Annotated in this window: 15 protein-coding genes; 5 read left to right on the top strand and 10 right to left on the bottom strand. The window is 65.7% G+C overall.

Annotation, left to right across the window (positions count from 1 at the left end):
* Positions 1 to 6: 6 nt before the first annotated feature.
* Entirely contained in the window at positions 7 to 813 is an 807-nt protein-coding gene (locus AAFN88_RS19670) for an aspartyl/asparaginyl beta-hydroxylase domain-containing protein (protein ID WP_347522366.1), read from the top strand.
* 50 nt (positions 814 to 863) lie between these two features.
* Here the strand turns inward: AAFN88_RS19670 and AAFN88_RS19665 are convergent, their stop codons facing one another.
* Both AAFN88_RS19665 and AAFN88_RS19660 read right to left on the bottom strand, forming a co-directional pair.
* A complete protein-coding gene (locus AAFN88_RS19665) occupies positions 864 to 1,493 on the bottom strand; it encodes an outer membrane beta-barrel protein (RefSeq protein ID WP_347522364.1) in 630 nt (209 codons plus the stop codon).
* Positions 1,494 to 1,639: 146 nt separating this feature from the next.
* Positions 1,640 to 5,158 (bottom strand): indolepyruvate ferredoxin oxidoreductase family protein, encoded by a 3,519-nt coding sequence (locus tag AAFN88_RS19660; protein ID WP_347522781.1) that lies wholly within the window; start codon positions 5,156 to 5,158, stop codon positions 1,640 to 1,642.
* 545 nt (positions 5,159 to 5,703) lie between these two features.
* On the opposite strand from AAFN88_RS19660, the gene hppD reads away from it, so the two are divergent.
* Complete coding sequence (gene hppD / locus AAFN88_RS19655) at positions 5,704 to 6,753, top strand: 4-hydroxyphenylpyruvate dioxygenase (protein ID WP_347522362.1); 1,050 nt, start codon at positions 5,704 to 5,706, stop codon at positions 6,751 to 6,753.
* Positions 6,754 to 6,878: 125 nt separating this feature from the next.
* Positions 6,879 to 7,697: a phenylalanine 4-monooxygenase gene (gene phhA, locus AAFN88_RS19650; protein WP_347522361.1), complete on the top strand. Its 819-nt coding sequence runs from the start codon at positions 6,879 to 6,881 to the stop codon at positions 7,695 to 7,697.
* Positions 7,698 to 7,715: 18 nt separating this feature from the next.
* Here the strand turns inward: phhA and AAFN88_RS19645 are convergent, their stop codons facing one another.
* The 6 genes from AAFN88_RS19645 to AAFN88_RS19620 form a co-directional block, all read right to left on the bottom strand.
* Positions 7,716 to 9,053 carry an APC family permease gene (locus AAFN88_RS19645; RefSeq protein ID WP_347522360.1) on the bottom strand — a complete coding sequence of 446 codons (1,338 nt, stop codon included), beginning with the start codon at positions 9,051 to 9,053 and terminating at the stop codon, positions 7,716 to 7,718.
* Between the two features lie 114 nt (positions 9,054 to 9,167).
* The gene (locus AAFN88_RS19640; protein ID WP_347522359.1) at positions 9,168 to 9,425 is read right to left on the bottom strand and encodes a DUF5676 family membrane protein; all 258 of its coding nucleotides are present in this window, start codon (positions 9,423 to 9,425) and stop codon (positions 9,168 to 9,170) included.
* A 57-nt stretch (positions 9,426 to 9,482) separates the two neighbouring features.
* Positions 9,483 to 10,043, bottom strand: a complete 561-nt coding sequence (locus tag AAFN88_RS19635) for a cytochrome c (protein ID WP_347522358.1) — start codon at positions 10,041 to 10,043, stop codon at positions 9,483 to 9,485.
* A 267-nt stretch (positions 10,044 to 10,310) separates the two neighbouring features.
* Positions 10,311 to 10,910, bottom strand: coding sequence for a class I SAM-dependent methyltransferase (locus AAFN88_RS19630; protein ID WP_347522357.1), 600 nt, complete (start codon positions 10,908 to 10,910; stop codon positions 10,311 to 10,313).
* 97 nt (positions 10,911 to 11,007) lie between these two features.
* A complete protein-coding gene (locus tag AAFN88_RS19625) occupies positions 11,008 to 11,526 on the bottom strand; it encodes an acyloxyacyl hydrolase (protein WP_347522356.1) in 519 nt (172 codons plus the stop codon).
* A gap of 153 nt (positions 11,527 to 11,679) precedes the next feature.
* Complete coding sequence (locus AAFN88_RS19620) at positions 11,680 to 13,464, bottom strand: long-chain fatty acid--CoA ligase (protein WP_347522354.1); 1,785 nt, start codon at positions 13,462 to 13,464, stop codon at positions 11,680 to 11,682.
* Between the two features lie 304 nt (positions 13,465 to 13,768).
* Between AAFN88_RS19620 and AAFN88_RS19615 the strand changes: the two genes are divergently transcribed.
* A complete protein-coding gene (locus AAFN88_RS19615; protein ID WP_347522352.1) occupies positions 13,769 to 15,559 on the top strand; it encodes a M3 family oligoendopeptidase in 1,791 nt (596 codons plus the stop codon).
* A gap of 7 nt (positions 15,560 to 15,566) precedes the next feature.
* On the opposite strand, the gene AAFN88_RS19610 is transcribed toward AAFN88_RS19615, so the two are convergent.
* Positions 15,567 to 15,797, bottom strand: a complete 231-nt coding sequence (locus AAFN88_RS19610) for a helix-turn-helix transcriptional regulator (protein ID WP_347522351.1) — start codon at positions 15,795 to 15,797, stop codon at positions 15,567 to 15,569.
* 10 nt (positions 15,798 to 15,807) lie between these two features.
* Positions 15,808 to 16,341, bottom strand: coding sequence for a DUF2975 domain-containing protein (locus tag AAFN88_RS19605; RefSeq protein ID WP_347522349.1), 534 nt, complete (start codon positions 16,339 to 16,341; stop codon positions 15,808 to 15,810).
* A gap of 236 nt (positions 16,342 to 16,577) precedes the next feature.
* On the opposite strand from AAFN88_RS19605, the gene AAFN88_RS19600 reads away from it, so the two are divergent.
* Positions 16,578 to 18,467 carry an alpha/beta fold hydrolase gene (locus tag AAFN88_RS19600; RefSeq protein WP_347522347.1) on the top strand — a complete coding sequence of 630 codons (1,890 nt, stop codon included), beginning with the start codon at positions 16,578 to 16,580 and terminating at the stop codon, positions 18,465 to 18,467.
* Positions 18,468 to 18,471 lie beyond the last annotated feature (4 nt).

Raw genomic sequence — 18,471 nt, 5'->3', positions numbered from 1 at the left:
GGAACCATGCAGTTGGCGGACGACTTCCGCGCCACGCGCCGCAAGAAGGTCAAGAAATTCGGCAAGCGGCTGATCCGCCGCCTGCGCGGCTTCCTGGCCAGCCAGTCGCTGGTCAGCAACGACCCGGTGCTGAATCCGGCCGAGTTTCCCTTCCTGAAGCCCTTCGAGGAGCGCTGGCAGGAGATCCACGGCGAGCTGATGAAGATCCTGGAGCACAAGGAGAGCGTGCCGGCCTTCGAGGAGGTTTCCTCCGACCAGAAGCGCATCGCCAAGGGCCAGCAGTGGCGCACCTTCATCCTCTACGGTTTCGGCGCGAAGCTGCAGAAGAACTGCGCCCACGCGCCGGTCACCACCAAGCTGCTGGAGCAGGTGCCGACGCTGCAGACCGCCTGGTTCTCCATCCTGGAGCCCGGTTACAACATCACCGCCCACAAGGGCGTCACCAAGGGCATCCTGCGGGTCCACCTGGGCCTCGTGGTGCCGGACGACCGCGAGAATTGCTACATGCGGGTCGAGGACCGGAAATGCCCCTGGGAGCCGGGCAAGCTGCTGGTCTTCGACGATACCTACGATCACGAAGTGCGCAACGACACGCCGCAGGAGCGTGTGGTGCTGCTCTTCGACTTCGTGCGACCCATGCGCTTTTGGGGGCGGGTGCTGAACTGGATATTCATCCAGGGCCTGAAGATGACCGCCTACTATCAGGAGCCCAAGGCGCGCATGAAGGGCTTTGAGGAGCAGTTCGAGGCCGCGACCCGCCGCGCCGACCGTATTCTGGAAGGCATGGGCGACGAAGCGCCGGCGCGGCGCTAGACCGATCCCGATAGGTCCACGTGGATTGCCCGCGCCCGTGCGGGCGCGGGTCAGAAGAGATACTTGATCCCCACCATGACCGAGTGGCTTTGGTATTCGACGTCCAGGCCCTGGACGTTCGCGTCGTCGGTGATCAGGAAGCGGTAGTCCAGCGAGACGGCGAGGTGTTCGCCGAACCGATAACCGAGACCCCCGCCGAGCTGGCCGCCCAAAACGAAGTCGCTTTCGTTGTCGAAGGAGACGTTGCCGACCTGCGCGTCTTTGATGTCGATGTGCACGCCGCCGCCGCCGCCGCCGATATAGGGGGCGAAGCCGCTGTCGCCGATCTCCCAGTTCACCCAGGCGTTGGCCATCCAGGCGAAGGACTGTACCTCGCCGCCGGCATTGGCCGAGAAGCCGGCGGCGGAAAACTCGTCGGCATCGTTGAGGCGATAGGCGAACTCGCCTTCGACGTCGATGGAAAGGTTGTCGCCCAGGCCGATACGGTAACCGAGAAGGCCGCCGACGGCGAAGCCCGGATCGAGGCTGGCTTGGCCGTCGATTCCGCTGCCTTCGATATCGCTGTCCGGCATGAAGTTGGCGCCGCCATGGATGCCGGCATAGAACTGGGCGTCGGCCGCCGAGGTGGCAGCCGCCAAAAGTCCCAGGAATGTGCAAAGTACGATCAATAACCGTTGCATCTTGCTCTCCCGAACCAGAGTCGAATGCAGAACGGAATTGAGTGGGGTCCCCCGCCTCTCCCGTAAAGTCTAAGCGGGACAGGGGAGGCGATACAACAGACTTTCTGTGTAGATGGCCGCCGCGGGGCTCGGGGAGGTGCCGCGTCTCATTCCGCGGCGCTCTTGTGATGCAGGCTCGGGTCGCGGAAAGCGGCGAGAAGGTCGGCCTCGCAGGCCTTGGCCGATTTCACATGCGCTTCCTTCACGTGCCCGAATCCGCGGATCTTCTCGGGGATCGAGGCCAGTTCCACCGCCAGCGCGTGGTTGCCGGCGGTGAGCTTCGCCAAGACCTCGTCCAGCAGCGCCTCGTAGTCGGCGATCAGCTTGCGCTCCATCTTGCGCTCGGCGCTATAGCCGAAGATATCCAGCGGCGTGCCGCGCAGGCCCTTGAGTTTCGCCAGTCCGCTGAGGACCGGCAGCAGCCAGGAGCCGAACTCCTGCTTGATCAGGTGGCCCGTGTCGGGGTCGCGCTTCGCGAAAAGCGGCGGGGCCAGATGATAGGAGATCTTGTAGTCGCCGGCGAATTGCTCGCGCAGCCCGCGGCGGAACTCCGGCGCGCAGTAGAGGCGGGCCACCTCGTATTCGTCCTTCACCGCCAGCAGCTTGAAGTAATAGCGCGCCACGGATTCGGCGAGGCCGGAGAGGCCCGGCGCCTTGGCCGCCTCGGTTTGGCGGGCCTTCTCGACCAAGGCCTTGTAGCGGCCGGCATAGGCGGCGTCCTGATAGGCGGTCAGGATTTCCACGCGGCGGGCGACGGCCTCGTCCAGGCTCCGTGAAAGCTGGCGGCCGCGCGCTTCGGCCGTCCTGGAGCCCGTCGTGGGTGCTGCGGCCGCCTCCACCGCCGCCAGGTCGTGGGCGGCGCGGCGGCCCCAGAGGAAGGCGGCCTTGTTGGCCGCCACCGCCACCGCGTTCAACTCGATGGCCTTGTCGATGGCTTCCGCGGAGAGCGGCACCAGGCCCTTCTGCCAGGCGTAGCCCAGCATGAAGAGGTTGGTGGCGATGGAGTCGCCGAGCAGCGCCGTGGCGATGCGCGTGGCGTCCAGGAAGTCGGCGCCGCCGGGGCCGGCGGCCTCGGCGATGAGGCGTTCCATCTCGCCGCCGGGGAAAGCCAGGTCGGGGTTGCGGGTGAAGTCGCCGGTCATGACCTGATGGCTGTTGATGATCGCGCGGGTGCGCCCGGCCGCCATCTTCGACAGCGCTTCGTAGCCGGAGGCCACCACGATGTCGCAGCCCAGCACCAGGCGGGCGCTGCCGGCGGAGATGCGCACGGCGTGGATGTCCTGCGGGGCCGGCGCCAGGCGCACGTGGCTGACCACCGCGCCGCCCTTCTGCGCCAAGCCGGCCATGTCCAGCACCGAGCAGCCGCGGCCCTCCAGGTGCGCGGCCATGCCCAGCAGCGCGCCGATGGTCACCACGCCGGTGCCGCCGACGCCGGTCACGACGATGCCGAAGGGCGCGTCGAGGGCCGGAACCTGCGGTTCGGGCAGGGCCTCCCAGGGGGCTCCGGCCGCTTGGCCGCCCGCGGCGCCCTTGCCGGCGCCGTCCTGCTGCCGCTTGCGGATCTCGCCGCCGTGCACCGTAACGAAGCTGGGGCAGAAGCCCTTGATGCAGGAGAAGTCCTTGTTGCAGGACGACTGGTCGATGGCGCGCTTGCGCCCGAACTCGGTCTCCACCGGCACCACGGAGACGCAGTTGGACTGCACCGAGCAGTCGCCGCAGCCCTCGCAGACCTGCTCGTTGATGAAAGCGCGCTTGGGCGGGTCGGGATAGCGCCCGCGCTTGCGGCGGCGGCGTTTCTCGGCGGCGCAGGTCTGGTCGTAGAGCAGCACGGTGACGCCGGCGGTGTCGCGCAGCTCCCTCTGCACCCGGTCCAGGTGGTCGCGATGCTCGATCTCGACGCCCGGCGCCCAGTTGACGCCCAGGGGATACTTGTCCGGCTCGTCGGTCACCACGACGATACGCTGCACGCCCTCGGCGGCGCACTGGCGGGTGATCATCGCCGGGTCCAGCGGGCCGTCGACGGACTGGCCGCCGGTCATGGCCACGGCGTCGTTGTAGAGGATCTTGTAGGTGATGTTGACGCCGGCGCCGACGGCCGCGCGGATCGCCAGGATGCCGGAGTGGAAGTAGGTGCCGTCGCCCAGGTTGACGAAGACGTGCTTGGTCTTGGAAAAGGGCGCTTGGCCGATCCAGGTCACGCCTTCGCCGCCCATCTGGGTGAAGGTCTCCGTGTTGCGGTCCATCCACTGCACCATGTAGTGGCAGCCGATGCCGGCCATGGCGCGGCTGCCTTCGGGCACCTTGGTGGAGCTGTTGTGCGGGCAGCCGGAGCAGAAGTAGGGCACGCGGGCCAGCGGCGCCTTGCCGGCTTCCATGGCCTTTTCCTTCTCGGCCAGGAAGCGCAGGCGCTGCTCGATGTCTTCGCTGCTGTGGAAACGGGCGATGCGCTTGGCGATGGTGCGGGCGATGCGCGCCGGGGTCAGCTCGCCGATCGAGGGCAGGGCCCAGTCGCCCTCCTCGTCGAACTTGCCGACGATGCGCGGCCGCGCGTCGGCGCGCCAGTTGTAGAGCTGCTCCTTCACCTGGTTCTCGATGATGGCGCGCTTTTCCTCGACCACCAGGATTTCTTCCAGACCCTCGGCGAAGCGCCTGATCCCTTCCCGCTCCAGCGGCCAGGACATACCGACCTTGTAGACGGCGAGACCGATCTCCGCGGCCATGTCGTCGTCGATGCCAAGGTCGTGCAGAGCCTGACGCACGTCGAGATAGGCCTTGCCGGCGGTGATGATACCGAAGCGGCGCTTGCCGTTGCCGATCACCTCCCGGTCCAGCTTGTTGGCGCGGGCGAAGGCCAGGGCGGCGTAGATCTTGTGGCGGTGCAGACGCTCTTCCTGCTCCAGCGGGGTGTCGGGCCAGCGGATATGCAGGCCGCCCGGCGGCATCTCGAAGTCTTCGGGCAGGACGATCCGGGTGCGCGCCGGGTCGACGTCGACGCTGGCCGAGGAATCGACGGTCTCACCGATGGTCTTGAAGCCCACCCAGCAGCCGGAAAAGCGGCTCATGGCCCAGCCGTAGAGGCCCAGGTCCAGGAACTCCTGCACCCCCGCCGGGTTGAGCACCGGGATCATGAGATCCATGAAGGTCAGCTCGCACTGATGCGCGGTGGTGGAGGACTTTGCGGTGTGGTCGTCGCCGGCCAGCAGCAGCACGCCGCCGTGCCTGGAGGTGCCGGCCATGTTGCCGTGGCGCAGCACGTCGCCGGAGCGGTCGACGCCCGGGCCCTTGGCGTACCACATGGAGAACACGCCGTCGAAGTTGCCGTCGCCGAAGAGGTCGTTCTGCTGGGTGCCCCAGATGGCGGTGGCGGCCAGGTCCTCGTTGACCCCGGCCTGGAAATGGATGTGGTGCTTCTTCAGGAACTCACTGGCGCGCGTCATCTGCTGGTCGACGCCGCCCAGGGGCGAGCCGCGGTAGCCGGTGACGAAGGCGGCGGTGTTCAAGCCCGCGGCCAGGTCGCGTTGGCGCTGCATCATCGGCAGGCGCACCAGCGCCTGGGTGCCGGTCAGGAAGACGCGGCCGCGCTCCAAGGCGTATTTGTCGTCCAGGGAAACCGCCTGCAAAGCCATCATCCACGTTCCTGCTTGCTGTTACGGCGCAGCGTCGCCGGGTCTCAAGGAAAAGTTGAGCCTGCGATGGTAAATAAAAAGGTAATTTATACTGACCTAGTTCTCAATTTCACAAAGCGTCAGCCAATGCAAAAAGCAAGGAAAGATCGGATTCCCGGACGGCTTGAATCATATCGTAAGGCGCGGCCCGGCGGCCACGAAAGATTAAGCTGCGCCGTGTCGCCGACTCCATTCGTGCTGCGCCGCAACACGGCATGCGGGCATTGCGGGCGCGCGGGAAAGGGCCGTACCATCGCCGCAACAGCATGACCGTGGACGGCCCTTCGCGCTGCGCCTTTAACGAGGCGTGGGGCCTTTAAAGAGACGCCGGGCCCGCCCAGATTCAAAGGGACCCCGTTGATGGTTACAACCCGGCGCAGTAATGGGGCTTACGTCGTGGCAACGTAACGAGGGTGTGAGACATGTCGCAGGCTGCCAAGTCGCTAGGTGAGAGCACCACAAGCAACCCCAGCGGAAAAACGGGGGACGGTTTGTGGGAGAACCCCATGCAGACCGACGGCTTCGAGTTCATCGAGTTCGCCGCGCCCGACCCGGAGGCGCTCGGGCGGCTGTTCGAGACCCTGGGCTTCACCGCCATCGCCCGGCACCGCTCCAAGGACGTGACGCTCTACCGCCAGGGCGATGTGAACTTTATCCTCAATGCCGAGCGCGACGGTTTTCCCAAGGCCTTCACCCTGTTGCACGGCCCCTCGGTCTGCGCCATCGCCTTCCGGGTAAAGGATGCCGCCGCGGCCTGCAAGCGGGCCAGGGAACTGGGCGGCTGGGTGGTCGAGTCCAGCGCCGGACCGATGGAACTGAACATCCCGGCCCTCAAGGGCATCGGCGACTCGCTGATCTACCTGGTCGACCGCTACGGCGACAACGGCTCGATCTATGACGTGGACTTCAAGCCGCTGCCCGGCGTCGACCAGCACCCCAAGGGGGCGGGGCTCACCTACATCGACCATCTGACCCACAACGTCTACCGTGGCCGCATGAAGGAATGGGCGGATTTCTACGAGCGCCTGTTCAATTTCCGCGAGATCCGCTACTTCGACATCGAGGGCAAGCTGACCGGCCTGAAGTCCAAGGCCATGACCAGCCCCTGCGGCAAGATCCGCATCCCGATCAACGAGAGCGCCGACGACAAGTCGCAGATCGCCGAATACCTGGAAGAGTACAAGGGCGAGGGCATCCAGCACATCGCGCTGGGCACCGACGACATCTACGCCTCGGTGGAGACCCTGAAGGCCGGGGGCGTCGAGTTCCAGGAGGGCGTGCCCGACACCTACTACGAGCAGGTCGACGACCGCCTGCCGGGCCACGGCGAGGACCTGAAACGCCTGGCCGCCAACAAGATCCTCATCGACGGCGCGCCCACCGAGGACGGCGGCCGCCTCCTGCAAATCTTCACCAAGAACGTCATCGGCCCGGTCTTTTTCGAGCTGATCCAGCGCAAGGGCGACGAAGGTTTCGGCGAAGGCAACTTCCAGGCGCTGTTCGATTCCATCGAAGAGGACCAGATCCGCCGCGGCGTGCTGAAGGCCGAAGGCTGATCTTCCTAGCCGAGCGGGGAGGGGAGTTAAAGGTTCGGTAAGGGCCGGAGGCTCATGCTTGCCCCCTGAGGTCGGTGCCGCAGATGTTGATCGGTGTTTCCCGCCTGAAAGGAGGGAGAGGGATCATGGCCCCAGAGACCGGTAAGAAGACCAGTAGCTACGAGTCGAAGATCCCCGACGCCAAAGGGATCATCCATTATTCCGACGAAGAGAACGCGGTCTGGCGCGATCTTTACGCGCGCCAGAAGGCGCTGTTGCCGGGGCGCGTCTGCACGGCTTTTTTGAACGGCATCGAGGCGCTGGAACTGCCCGCCGAGCGCGTGCCGCAGCTAAAGGAGGTCAACGCGCGCCTGCAGGAGATCGGCGGCTTCGGCGTCGAGCCGGTGCCGGCGCTGATCTCGCCCAGGCGCTTCTTCACTCTGCTGGCCGAACGCAAGTTCCCCGCCGCCACCTTCATCCGCCGGCGCGAGGACTTCGACTACCTGCAGGAGCCCGACGTTTTCCACGAGATCTTCGGCCACTGCCCCATGCTGACCCTGCCGACCTACGCCGATTTCCTGCAGATCTACGGCGAGACGGCGCTGACACTGGACAAGTCCTATCTCTGGATGATGCAGCGCCTCTTCTGGTTCACGGTGGAGTTCGGCCTCATCGAGACCGAGGAGGGTACCCGCATCTACGGCGCCGGCATCGCGTCCTCGGCCGGCGAGACGCCCTATGCGGTGGAAAGCGACAAGCCGGAGCGCCGGCCCTTCGATGCGCTGACCGTGTTCCGCACGCCTTATCGCATCGACATCTTCCAGACCGTCTACTACGTGATCGACTCGGCCAAGCAGCTCTACGACCTGGTCTCCAGCGATCTGGTGCCGGTCATGGACGAGGCCAGGCGTCTGGGTTCCCTGGCGCCGACCTTCCCGCCGAAGGACGAGGCCGGCGCGGCCTGATTTCGGCGGCCCGCTTCGTCAACCTGCCCCTTGCCGGTCGGCTTTCAGGAACAGCCGCTCTCCGACGAAGATCAGGAGCATTCCGGCGGCCGCAGCATAGATGACCAGCATGTCGCTGTTGGCCTTGACGATCAACAGAGCGCCCAAGACCGCCGCGTCCAGCGCGATGGCGGTGATCAGAATCGCCGGCCGGGCGTCGACTTCGCCGCGCAGGCGGCGCAGAATTCCCCAGTGCACGGCGATATCCATGACGATGTAGAAGATCGCTCCCAGCGAGGCGATACGTCCGAGATCGAAGAAGACCGTCAGAAGCATCGCGGCGACGATGGTGTAGACCAGGGTGTGCTTTTGGATGTCGCCCGGCATGCCGAAATGACTGTGCGGTACCAGTTTCATATCGGTCAGCATGGCGAGCATGCGCGATACCGCAAAGACGCTGGCAATGACGCCGGAGACCGTCGCGACGATCGCGAAGATAACGGTGAACCACAGCCCGAAGCGTCCAAAGGCGGGACGCGCCGCCTCCGCCAGGGCGTAGTCGCGCGCCCGCACGATTTCGTCGAGCGTCAAGTTGCCCGCCACCGCAAGGGCCACGAGCAGGTAGATGACCACGCAGATGAGAATCGAGATGACGATGGCGCGGCCGACGTTGCGGTGCGGGTCGACGATCTCGCCGCCGCTGTTGGTAATGGTGGTAAAGCCCTTGAATGCAAGGACGGCCAGGGCGACGGCGCCGAGAAAGCTGCCCGGAGCGGTCTTGGCCGGGACGGCGGAGAGGCTTTCGAAGTCGAGCCCGGAAAGCCAAAGCCCCGCCAGCGCGAAGATCGCGACCCCTGCAATCTTGAGAAAGGCCATGAAGAAGGACAGGGTCTGGATGACGCGGTTGCCGAGAATGTTGACCAGGAAGGCGAAGACCAGCAGCCCGACACCCAGTGCCGGAACCAGGATGGGATCCTCGTCGATGTCGAAGAGTTGCAGCGTATAGGTGCCGAAGGTGCGGGCGACCAGGCTTTCGTTGATGACCATCGAGAAGTACATGAGCAATGCGCAGGCACCGGTCATCATGGTCTTGCCGTAAGCCTTCTCCAGAAACATGGCGATGCCGCCGGCGGAAGGATAGGCATTCGACAGCTTCACATAGGAATAGGCGCTGAAGGCGGAGACGAGGGCAGCCGCGAGGAAGGCGAGGGGGAACCAGCTTCCGGCCAGCTCGGCGACCTGGCCGGTCAGTGCGAAGATGCCGGCGCCGATCATGACGCCGGTCCCCATCGAAATGGCGCCGATGAGCGTCAGGCTGTTCGAGGTGTAGTGCGCAGTGCGGTCGCGGTCAGAGTGAGGGGAAGCGTTGTTCGGCATGATGTGTCTGTCTCTCCTGTCCAGGGGAGGGTGCCACGCGACAAGGCGCGCCGAAACGCCTCACGGCCCGGCCGCGTTCCGCGGGCGTACCGTCCATCGGGGAAGGACTTGGTCTTACCCGACCAGACGATTGTAGACTGCTGCGACCGCCCAAACCATGAGCCCGCCGAGCAGGCTCCACAAGATCAGGCCGATGATAAATCCGGGCCAGTGCAGCGTCCATTGCGCCGCGCCGAGATCTGCGTGCAACATGTGTCCGCCCATCTGCATCATCAAGGCGGGAAGGGCAAGCACCAGAACGCTGCAGATGACCCAGATGATCGCTAAGACGATCGCGGTTGCTACGCCAAGCTTGTAGGCATCGAGTTTCATAGCCTCCTCCCTCCGGAGATCCGAAGCATTCGAAGTGTCGCGCCGGCGATCGGTCCCCTATTGGGCGATCAGGTCCCTGTATTGTTCGGGCACCTGAGTGATCGAGAGCTCCTTTTGTTCCGCTTCATCGTGGGTGAAGGCGATGATGTCGGCCAGATCCTGTCCGTTGAGGTCGATCATTGTGCCGAGCAGATCTCTCTGCATTTCCGCCATCACCGGGGCGCCCCGCCACATGCGCGCCGCGAATTCGAAGGCATTCATCGGCTCGGGCATGTCGGCGGCGTTGAGCGAGGGGCCGATCTCTCCGCCGACGCCATTGACGGAATGGCAGACGATGCAGCCTCTCTCCAGGAAGACTTCGCGGCCACGTTCGCTGTTCATCGGCGGCAGAGCCAGGCCGAGATCCGTCAGCAGGTCCATGGTCCGATGCATGTCCTCGGGGGAGACATCCTCCATGGCCCCGAAGTTGTGGGCATGATCATGCCCGCTGTGCTTGTCCTGCATGTCCTGAAGCATTTTATACTGCTCGTTGTGGGAATGGCCGGCATCGGCCAAGGCGCCATAGCCGCCCGCGCCGAGAGCCAACGCGGCCGCAGAAATCCAAAGGATGAGTTTCATGGGGATCCCCTCTCGTTTGACGCCCGGCTCGGGCGTCATTTTCATGGGGGCGGCGATCGACGGGCAGATGTGTCGCCGGGGCTGACCCGCCCCCCTTACGCTACACATTCTTCAACCACTGGCCGCAACTCTGCGCAAACCAACTGGCGGTGGCATTGATCTGCCTCAAGCGTCCGTAAGAATTGTATCCTTTCTCCCCTGGGGGCCTTGGCGGGAAGGGCGTTTTCTTCGCGCCGCCTTTTCGGCCCGATGGATGCGGCCGGCCGGCTAACTGCGCCTGAACGCCGCGCCGTAGTGATAGGGCGGCAGCTCGAGCAAGCTTTCCAGTTCGAAACCGGCGGGTTCGACCGCGCCGCGCAGCCGTTCCGGCGCCATCCGTAGCTCGGTCTTCGGCCCGCGCGGCTGGCCCAAAACCGTCGTCTCCCCGCGCGGCCGGGTATGCCAGTTGATCACGATGAAGCGGCCGCCCGGCTTCAGCGTCGCCGCGACGGCACGGGCCAGGGCGGTCTGCTCCGGCACGCCGTGGAAGGTGTTGGCCATCAGCACGCAGTCGACGGTCTCCGGCAACGCCTTGGCCAGCTCGCGGGCGTCGGCGGCGATATATTCCAGGACGGAGGCGCCGGCCCCTTCGACCTCGCGGCGCGCCCGTGTCAGCATTGCCGGGTCCAGATCCACGGCGTACACCCGACCACGGACCAAACGGGCGAGGGCGGCGGTGAAGTAGCCGTCGCCGCAGCAGAGGTCGGCGACCGTCAGGCCCGCGCGGAGGCCGAGACGCCGCAGCACGCCTTCCGGATCGGGCCAGAGCGCCTGCCACCAGTCGCGGTCAGGCATGGCGGTTGCCGGGAAGAGACGGTCGTCAGTCATGAGGCAAGACTAGGCGCCGGAAGCGGTCTCGCCAAACGGGAAGGGCCGGCGCCGCGGGTGCGTGCCGGCCCTCGATCTGTCTGCGCGAGGCGCTCGTCTAGAACAGCACGTCCAGCGGCAGGTGATAGTAGAGGTTCAGCACCTCGGTGCCGGGGTTGTCGTCGTCCAGATTGGCGTTGGAGATGTGGCTGAAGGCCAGCGAAAGCCGCGACTGGTTCTCGAACTGGTAGCCCAATTCCACCTGGCTGCGGAACTCGACCACGTGGCCCAGGTCCTTGCCGCCGCCCTCGGCCCAGAGGCCGGGCGCGAAACTGCCGGTCAGCACGACGGAGTCGAAGAAGGTGATGTCCATCAGCACACCGATGCCGCCCCAGACGCTGCCGTCGGTGGTAACCTCGACGCCGCCCCAGGGCTTCAACCAGAGAAAATCCTCGCCGTGGCGGTATTCCAGGCGGAAGTCGACGGCTTCGTCGTCGGAAAGATTGAAGTCGTACCAGCCGACGCCGCCGCTGATCACCGCGGGCGTCTCGTTGAGGGCGATCTGTGCCGCCGCGCGTTCGCTGGTGGTCAAAAGAACGGCGCAAAGCAGCGCACTCAAGAGCGCCAAGCGTTTCATCACTGTGGATTCCCCCGAACCGGAAAATGATCTAAATCGGCGTGATTCTTGCCGAAAATGAGCCCGAGGGCAAGGTCCACGTCCGCGGCGGCGACAACCTACGCGGGACGCCCCGGGATCGGCAGGGCTGCGGGGGCAAGATCCTCTCGGCTGCTAATACAGATTCTTCAGCACCTCGCCGTAGGCGTCCCGGATCTTGTGGCGGCGAATCTTCATGGTCGGCGTCATCATGCCGTTTTCCACCGAGAACGGCTCCGAGAGCACCGCGAATCGGCGGACCTTCTCCAGGGAGGAGAGAGAGCCGTTCACCCGGTCCACCACTTCCGACAGGGCCGCGCGGAATGCCGGGTCCTCTCCCAAGGCGCCGGGATCGCGCTGCTTGCCGTTGCTGCGGCACCACTGTGCCGCGAATTCCTCGTCCGGCACCAGCAGCGCCACCAGATGCGGGTGCTTGTCGCCGAAGACCATGGCCTGCTGGATTTCCCGCTGCAGGGTAAGGAAGCCCTCGACCCGCGCCGGAGAGACGTTGTCGCCGCCGGAAAAGACGATGATGTCCTTCTTGCGGTCGGTGATCTTCAGGTAGCCGTCCTCGTCGAACTCGCCGATATCGCCGGTGTGCAGCCAGCCGTTCTGCAATGCCCGCTCCGTGGCGTCGTCGTCGCGCCAATAGCCGGTCATCACCAGTTCGCCGCGCACCAGTATCTCGCCGTCCTCGGCGATCTTCACCTCGACGCCCTCGAAGGGCGGGCCGACGGTCTCCAGTTTCACCTTCCAAGGCGGGTTGACGGAAACGACCGGCGCCGTCTCGGTCTGGCCGTAGCCTTGCAGGATCGGCAGGCCGAGGGCGGTGAAGAAGAGGCCGATGTCGTAGTTGAGCGCGGCGCCCCCTGAGACGATGGCCTTGATGCGCCCGCCGAAGCGCTTGCGGATCTTGCCGCGCACCAGGCGCTCCAGCGCCGCGTCCTGCAGCCGTTCCCACAAGGACAGGCTCTTGGGGTCGTCGTAGCGCTTCTGGCCGAGCGCCACTGCCTTCTCGAAGAGCTTCCTTTTCAGGCCGCCTTCCTTCTCCATGCCGCGCCGGATGCGCAGGTGCATGGTTTCGTAGAGCCGGGGCACGGCCGTCATGATGGTGGGACGGGCTTCGCCCAGGTTGCGCAGCAGGTGATCGACCCCCTCGGCGTAGTAGATTTCCGCGCCTATGGTGATGGGGAAGAACTGTCCGGCGGTGTGTTCGTAGGCGTGCGACAGCGGCAGGAAGGAGAGGAAGACCTCCCGGCCCAGGCCCAGGCGCTCCAGTACCTTGTAGGCCCCCATGCAATTGCAGAGGATGGCGCCGTGGCTGAGCATCACGCCGCGCGGCACGCCGCCGGTGCCGGAGGTGTAGATGATGCAGGCGGTGTCGCCGCGCTCGGCGCGTGCGGCCACCGTGGCCACGTCGTCGGGCAGTTCGCGTCCCCGGTCCAGCACTTCGTTCCAGACATGCAGCGGCACGGCGCCGGCCTGGGCGCGGCGCAGGTCTTCCATGCCGACCACCCACTTGCAGCCCGGCGCGTCCAGCACTGCCGGCAACAGGCGATCGGCCAGGGCGCGGGTCGAGACGATGGCGCCCACGGCGCCGCTGTCGGTCAGCACGTGGCGGTGGTCGCTGGCCAGGGAGGTGGTGTAGGCCGGGACCGTGATCGCGCCGGCAGCCATGATGGCCAGGTCGGCGATCAGCCATTCCGGGCGGTTCTCGGCCACCAGGACCACCCGGTCGCCGGGCTGCAGGCCCAGCGCGCGCAGGCCGCGCGAAAGGGCGCTGACCTGCTCGGCGATCTCGGTCCAGCTCTGCGGGCGGAAGCGGCCGTCTTCCTTGTGCCAGACGAAGGCGGCGTCGCGCCGCTTCGCTGCCTGGTCGAAAAACGCCGCGGTCAGCGAACGGCAAGCCTCGAAATCCATGTTTCCTCCCTCTGTGGCTCCGCCGGGTTGTCGTCTCTTTTCCGGAACCGTCGCTTGCCGCGGCTCTCTGTCGCGGGGGATTGCCCCGGCGGGCACGGCTTTGCTCTTGGCGATCCTGTATTTGCGGCCTATATCGCAGGGGGTCAAGACGATCTGGCCGACATCTTAACCAATTCGTGCGATACCTGGGGCGGCGGACCGTCCCGTCAGCCGATTTTTCGCCAGCAGCTCTGGCCGCGGCTTTGGCAGAAGCTTTGGCAGCAGCTTTGGCAGAAGCTTTGGCAGAAGCTTTGAAGGTGTGTTCTTGAATCCGAAACCTGTGACCGACGAAAACCTCGGTGAGCTGCCCGCCTGGAACTTGGCGGATCTCTATTCCGGCCTCGATTCGCCTGCGCTGCAGAGCGACCTGGAGGACGCCGCCGCGCGGTCCACGGCGTTCCAGTCACGGTTTGCCGGCAGGCTGGCCGGGTTGGATGGGGCGGCGCTGGGCGCGGCCATCGCCGACTACGAGGCGATCCAGGAGACCCTGGGCCGGGTCATGAGTTTCGCGCAGCTGGTCTACTCCGGCGATATGAGCGACCCCAAGATCGGCCGCTTCTTCCAGTCGATGCAGGAGCGGTGCACGGCAATCTCCACCGACCTGGTGTTCTTCACGCTGGAGCTGAACCGCATCGACGAGGCGGAGTTGAAGGAGAAGTTGAAGGCGCCGGCGCTGGCCCGCTATGCGCCCTGGCTGCGCGACCTGCGCGCCATGCGCCCGCATCAGCTTTCCGACGAGATGGAGCGCCTGCTGCACGAGAAGTACGTGGCCGGGCGCGCCGCCTGGACACGTCTCTTCGACGAGACCATGGCCGCTCTGCGCTTTCCTTTCCAGGGCCAGGAACTCACCTCCGCCGAGATCCTTAACCGCCTGACCGACCGTGATCCGGCGGCGCGGCGCGAGGCGGCCAAGTCCCTCGGCAAGGTGCTGGGCGACAACGCCCGCGTCTTCGCGCTGATCACCAACACCCTGGCCAAGGACAAGGAGATCGAGGACAAGTGGCGTGATTTCCCGCGACCGGTCTCTTCGCGCAATCTCGCCAACTTCGTCGAGGATGAGGTGGTCGACGCCCTCGTCGGCTCGGTCCATCAGGCCTATCCGCGTCTCTCGCATCGTTACTACGCACTGAAGGCCAAGTGGTTCGGCGGCGACACGCTGTCCTACTGGGACCGCAACGCACCCCTGCCCGAAGACGACGACCGGATCATACCCTGGCAGGATGCGCGACGCCTGGTGCTGGACGCCTATCACGATTTCTCGCCGGCTCTCGCGGCCATCGGCAAGCAGTTCTTCGAGAAGCGGTGGATCGACGCCCCGGTGCGCCCCGGCAAGGCGCCGGGCGCCTTCGCCCATCCCACCGTGCCTTCGGCGCATCCTTATCTGCTGCTGAACTACCAGGGGCGTGCCCGCGACGTCATGACCCTGGCCCACGAGCTGGGCCACGGCGTGCATCAGGTGCTGGCCGGTCCGCAGGGCCATCTGATGGCCGACACGCCGCTGACCCTGGCGGAAACCGCGTCGGTCTTCGGCGAAATGCTGACCTTCCAGACCATGTTGAAGGCGGAGTCCGAGCCCAGGCTGCGCAAGGTCATGCTGGCCTCCAAGGTGGAGGACATGCTGAACACCGTGGTGCGGCAGATCGCCATGCACGAGTTCGAAACGCGGGTGCACGACGAGCGCCGCTCCGGCGAGCTGCTGCCCGACCGCCTGGGCGAGATCTGGCTGGAGACCCAGCGGCAGAGCCTCGGCCCCGCCATCGCCTTCGACGGCGACTACCGCAACTACTGGGCCTACATCCCGCACTTCATCCACGTGCCCTTCTACGTCTATGCCTACGCCTTCGGCGACTGCCTCGTGAATTCGCTCTATGCGGTCTACGAGGGGGCCGAAGCGGGCTTCGCGGAGAAGTACCTGGATATGCTGCGCGCCGGGGGCAGCAAGCGCCACAAGGAACTGCTGGCCCCCTTCGGGCTCGACGCCTCGGACCCGGCCTTTTGGGCGCGCGGACTCCAGCTCGTCGAGCGTTTCATCGGCGAGCTGGAAGAGATGGACTAGGCCTTCTTCAGGACTCTCCGTCCGGCTCCGGCCTGTCCGGCCGCCACTCCAGCAGCTCGCCGGGCTGGCAGTCCAGCGCCTGGCAGATCCGCTCCAGCGTCTCGAAACGCACGCCTTTCACCTTGCCCGATTTCAGCAGCGAGACGTTCTGCTCGGTTATGCCGATTGCCTGGGCGAGAGCTTTCGAGCGCATCTTCCGCTTCGACAGCATGAGGTCGAGATTGACGACGATGGCCATTGGGGGTCGCCTAGACGATCTGCCGGTTGTCGTCGGCGATCCGCGTGGCCTCGGCCATGACCCAGCCGATCACGATCAACATGCAGCCGGCGATGCCGACCAGCAGATGGGTCTGGTTGAGGGTGATCGAGAGCTGGCGCTGGCCGGCGGGATTGTCCATCGTGAAGATCAGCGACAGCGCTGCCGTGATCGCAATCTGCGCGACCGGCAGCAAAGCCAGGGCCATCCCCATGCGTTTCAGGCGGTGGCCGGCGGCATCGGTGAAGACGGCACCCTTGCTGTAGCCGAAGAACAGCCGCGCGGCATTCCACAGGCCCCAGAGGGAGAGTCCCGCGGGGATGGCGCCGACCAGCAGTCCCGCCGTGACGGTCAGGTTCGTCAGTGCGTAGGCGGTGTCCGGCGTGAGGATCTCGGTCTCGACCATGGCCCGCAGGCTTTCCCGGTCGATCCAAAGGTTGAGGTAGGCCCCTGCGATACCCGCCATCATGATCGCGGTGATGCCGACCATCAGGAAACAGATTCGCTCGACAGCAGCTTGTCGCATAGCTTTCATGTGCCTCAAACATTCATGTTTCATCATATAAAAATATCGTAATACAATAATTTCTTCCTGTAAAACACGAATTCATGTCGAGGCATTTTGCGTCATGGCGCACCAAGGCGAATGAGAGCCGGACTGGTGCGGCGAAGTGATCTGGCGCAAGGCTTTTGCCGTACCTATGTAGTCTATTGACGCTACCATTCGGCAGTTGTGGTGCTACCAGCAGCGCGGAGATTTCGTTGGCGACGAAGCAAAGAGCCTTGAAGCTCGCTGCCGAGGGCGGCAAGCCCCTGCCGCGGCCCTGTGCGCCCGCGGCGCCGACCGAGGCGCCGGATCCTGCGCGCCTGCCCGACGTGGCCGGGCATCGGACCGGCATCGAAGTGGCGCCCAGCCCGCCGCCGCTGCCCGGCGTTCTGGGCGGCGATGCCCTGGACCGCATGCTGCACGCCGGCCTCGCGCGGGTGACGGCGGGCATCTCGCCGGCAGCCCTGGGCCTGGCCTATACCGACTGGTGGATGCACCTGGCCGGAGCGCCCGGCAAGCAGGCGCAACTGATGCAGGAAGCCTGGTCCGAGATGGTCAGGCTGTCCCTGAGTGCGGCACGCTCGGCCGCCGGCGAGGTTTGCGAACCCTGCATCCAACCGGAGCACCGCGACAAGCGCTTCCAGGACGAAGCCTGGTGCCGGCCCCCCTTCGACATGATCACCCAGGGCTTCCTGCTGACCCAGAAGTGGTGGCAGCAGGCCACAACAGGCGTACGCGGCGTCTCCACTCATCACGAGGCGGTGGTGTCCTTCGCCACGCGCCAATTGCTGGACGTCTTCTCGCCCTCCAACTACGTGATGACCAATCCGCTGCTGCTGCGCGAGACCCTGGAGCAGGGCGGCGCCAACCTCTATCAGGGTTGGCTGAACGCTCTGGAGGATATGGAGCGCCGTCTCACCGGACGCGGCCCTGCGGGCACCGAGAATTTCCGTCCGGGCAAGGAGCTGGCGGTGACCCCGGGCCGGGTCGTCTACCGCAACGCCCTGATCGAGCTGATCCAGTACAGCCCTGCGACCGGGCAGGTACATCCGGAGCCGGTGCTGATCGTCCCGGCCTGGATCATGAAGTACTACATCCTGGATCTCTCGCCGGAAAACTCGCTGATCCGCTTCCTGGTTTCCCAGGGTCATACGGTCTTCGCGATCTCTTGGAAGAACCCTGGCGCCGAGGACCGCGACCTGGACATGGACGACTACCGTCGCTTGGGCGTCATGGCGGCGCTGGACGCGGTGGGCGCGATCGTGCCGGACCAAAAAGTCCACGCCGCGGGCTATTGCCTGGGCGGCACGCTGCTGTCCATCGCCGCGGCGGCCATGGCGCGCGACAAGGACGAGCGCCTGAAGACAGTGACCCTGCTGGCCGCGCAGACCGACTTCACCGAGGCCGGCGAACTGATGCTCTTCATCGACGAAGCCCAGCTCACCTACCTGGAAGACATCATGTGGTCGCAGGGCTACCTGGACACCACGCAGATGGCCGGCGCCTTCCAGCTCTTGCGCTCCAACGACCTCATCTGGTCGCGCCTGGTGCACGACTATTACCTGGGCCGGCGCAGCAACCAGACCGACCTCATGGCCTGGAACGCCGATGCGACGCGCATGCCCTACCGGATGCATTCGGAATACCTGCGCCGCCTGTTCCTCAACAACGACCTGGCCGAGGGCCGCTTCGAGGTGGAAGGGCGGCCGGTGGCGCTGACGGACATCCGCCAACCGGTCTTCGCGGTCGGCACGGCCAAGGATCACGTCGCCCCCTGGCGCTCGGTCTACAAGATCGTGCTGCTGACCGACACCGAAGTGACCTTCCTCTTGACCAGCGGCGGCCACAACGCCGGCATCGTGACCCCGCCGGGCCATCCGCGCCGCATTTACCAGACCGCCCGGCTGCGCGACCACGAGGGCTACATTGATCCCGACCGCTGGCGCGCCGCGGCGCCGGTGCACAAGGGCTCCTGGTGGCCGGAGTGGCAGGCCTGGCTGGCGAAAAACTCGGGAGCGCCGGTCGATCCGCCACCGATGGGCAAGGCCGAGGCCGGCTATCCGGCACTGGAGGCGGCGCCGGGCCGCTATGTGCTGCAGCCCTGACGTG

Source organism: Pelagibius sp. CAU 1746 (assembly GCF_039839785.1).
Classification (GTDB): domain Bacteria; phylum Pseudomonadota; class Alphaproteobacteria; order Kiloniellales; family Kiloniellaceae; genus Pelagibius.
The sequence above is the reverse complement of the archived record's forward strand: the minus strand, read 5'-3'. Positions and strand labels throughout refer to the sequence as shown.

Excerpts from the sequence above, each read along its gene's own strand:
- AAFN88_RS19625 (WP_347522356.1), bottom strand. The coding sequence starts at position 11,526 with ATGAAACGCTTGGCGCTCTTGAGTGCGCTGCTTTGCGCCGTTCTTTTG.
- AAFN88_RS19645 (WP_347522360.1), bottom strand. The coding sequence starts at position 9,053 with ATGCCGAACAACGCTTCCCCTCACTCTGACCGCGACCGCACTGCGCAC.
- AAFN88_RS19630 (WP_347522357.1), bottom strand. The coding sequence starts at position 10,910 with ATGACTGACGACCGTCTCTTCCCGGCAACCGCCATGCCTGACCGCGAC.
- AAFN88_RS19670 (WP_347522366.1), top strand. The coding sequence starts at position 7 with ATGCAGTTGGCGGACGACTTCCGCGCCACGCGCCGCAAGAAGGTCAAG.
- AAFN88_RS19640 (WP_347522359.1), bottom strand. The coding sequence starts at position 9,425 with ATGAAACTCGATGCCTACAAGCTTGGCGTAGCAACCGCGATCGTCTTA.
- AAFN88_RS19605 (WP_347522349.1), bottom strand. The coding sequence starts at position 16,341 with ATGCGACAAGCTGCTGTCGAGCGAATCTGTTTCCTGATGGTCGGCATC.
- AAFN88_RS19635 (WP_347522358.1), bottom strand. The coding sequence starts at position 10,043 with ATGAAACTCATCCTTTGGATTTCTGCGGCCGCGTTGGCTCTCGGCGCG.
- hppD (WP_347522362.1), top strand. The coding sequence starts at position 5,704 with ATGCAGACCGACGGCTTCGAGTTCATCGAGTTCGCCGCGCCCGACCCG.
- AAFN88_RS19660 (WP_347522781.1), bottom strand. The coding sequence starts at position 5,158 with ATGGCTTTGCAGGCGGTTTCCCTGGACGACAAATACGCCTTGGAGCGC.
- AAFN88_RS19610 (WP_347522351.1), bottom strand. The coding sequence starts at position 15,797 with ATGGCCATCGTCGTCAATCTCGACCTCATGCTGTCGAAGCGGAAGATG.
- phhA (WP_347522361.1), top strand. The coding sequence starts at position 6,879 with ATGGCCCCAGAGACCGGTAAGAAGACCAGTAGCTACGAGTCGAAGATC.
- AAFN88_RS19620 (WP_347522354.1), bottom strand. The coding sequence starts at position 13,464 with ATGGATTTCGAGGCTTGCCGTTCGCTGACCGCGGCGTTTTTCGACCAG.
- AAFN88_RS19665 (WP_347522364.1), bottom strand. The coding sequence starts at position 1,493 with ATGCAACGGTTATTGATCGTACTTTGCACATTCCTGGGACTTTTGGCG.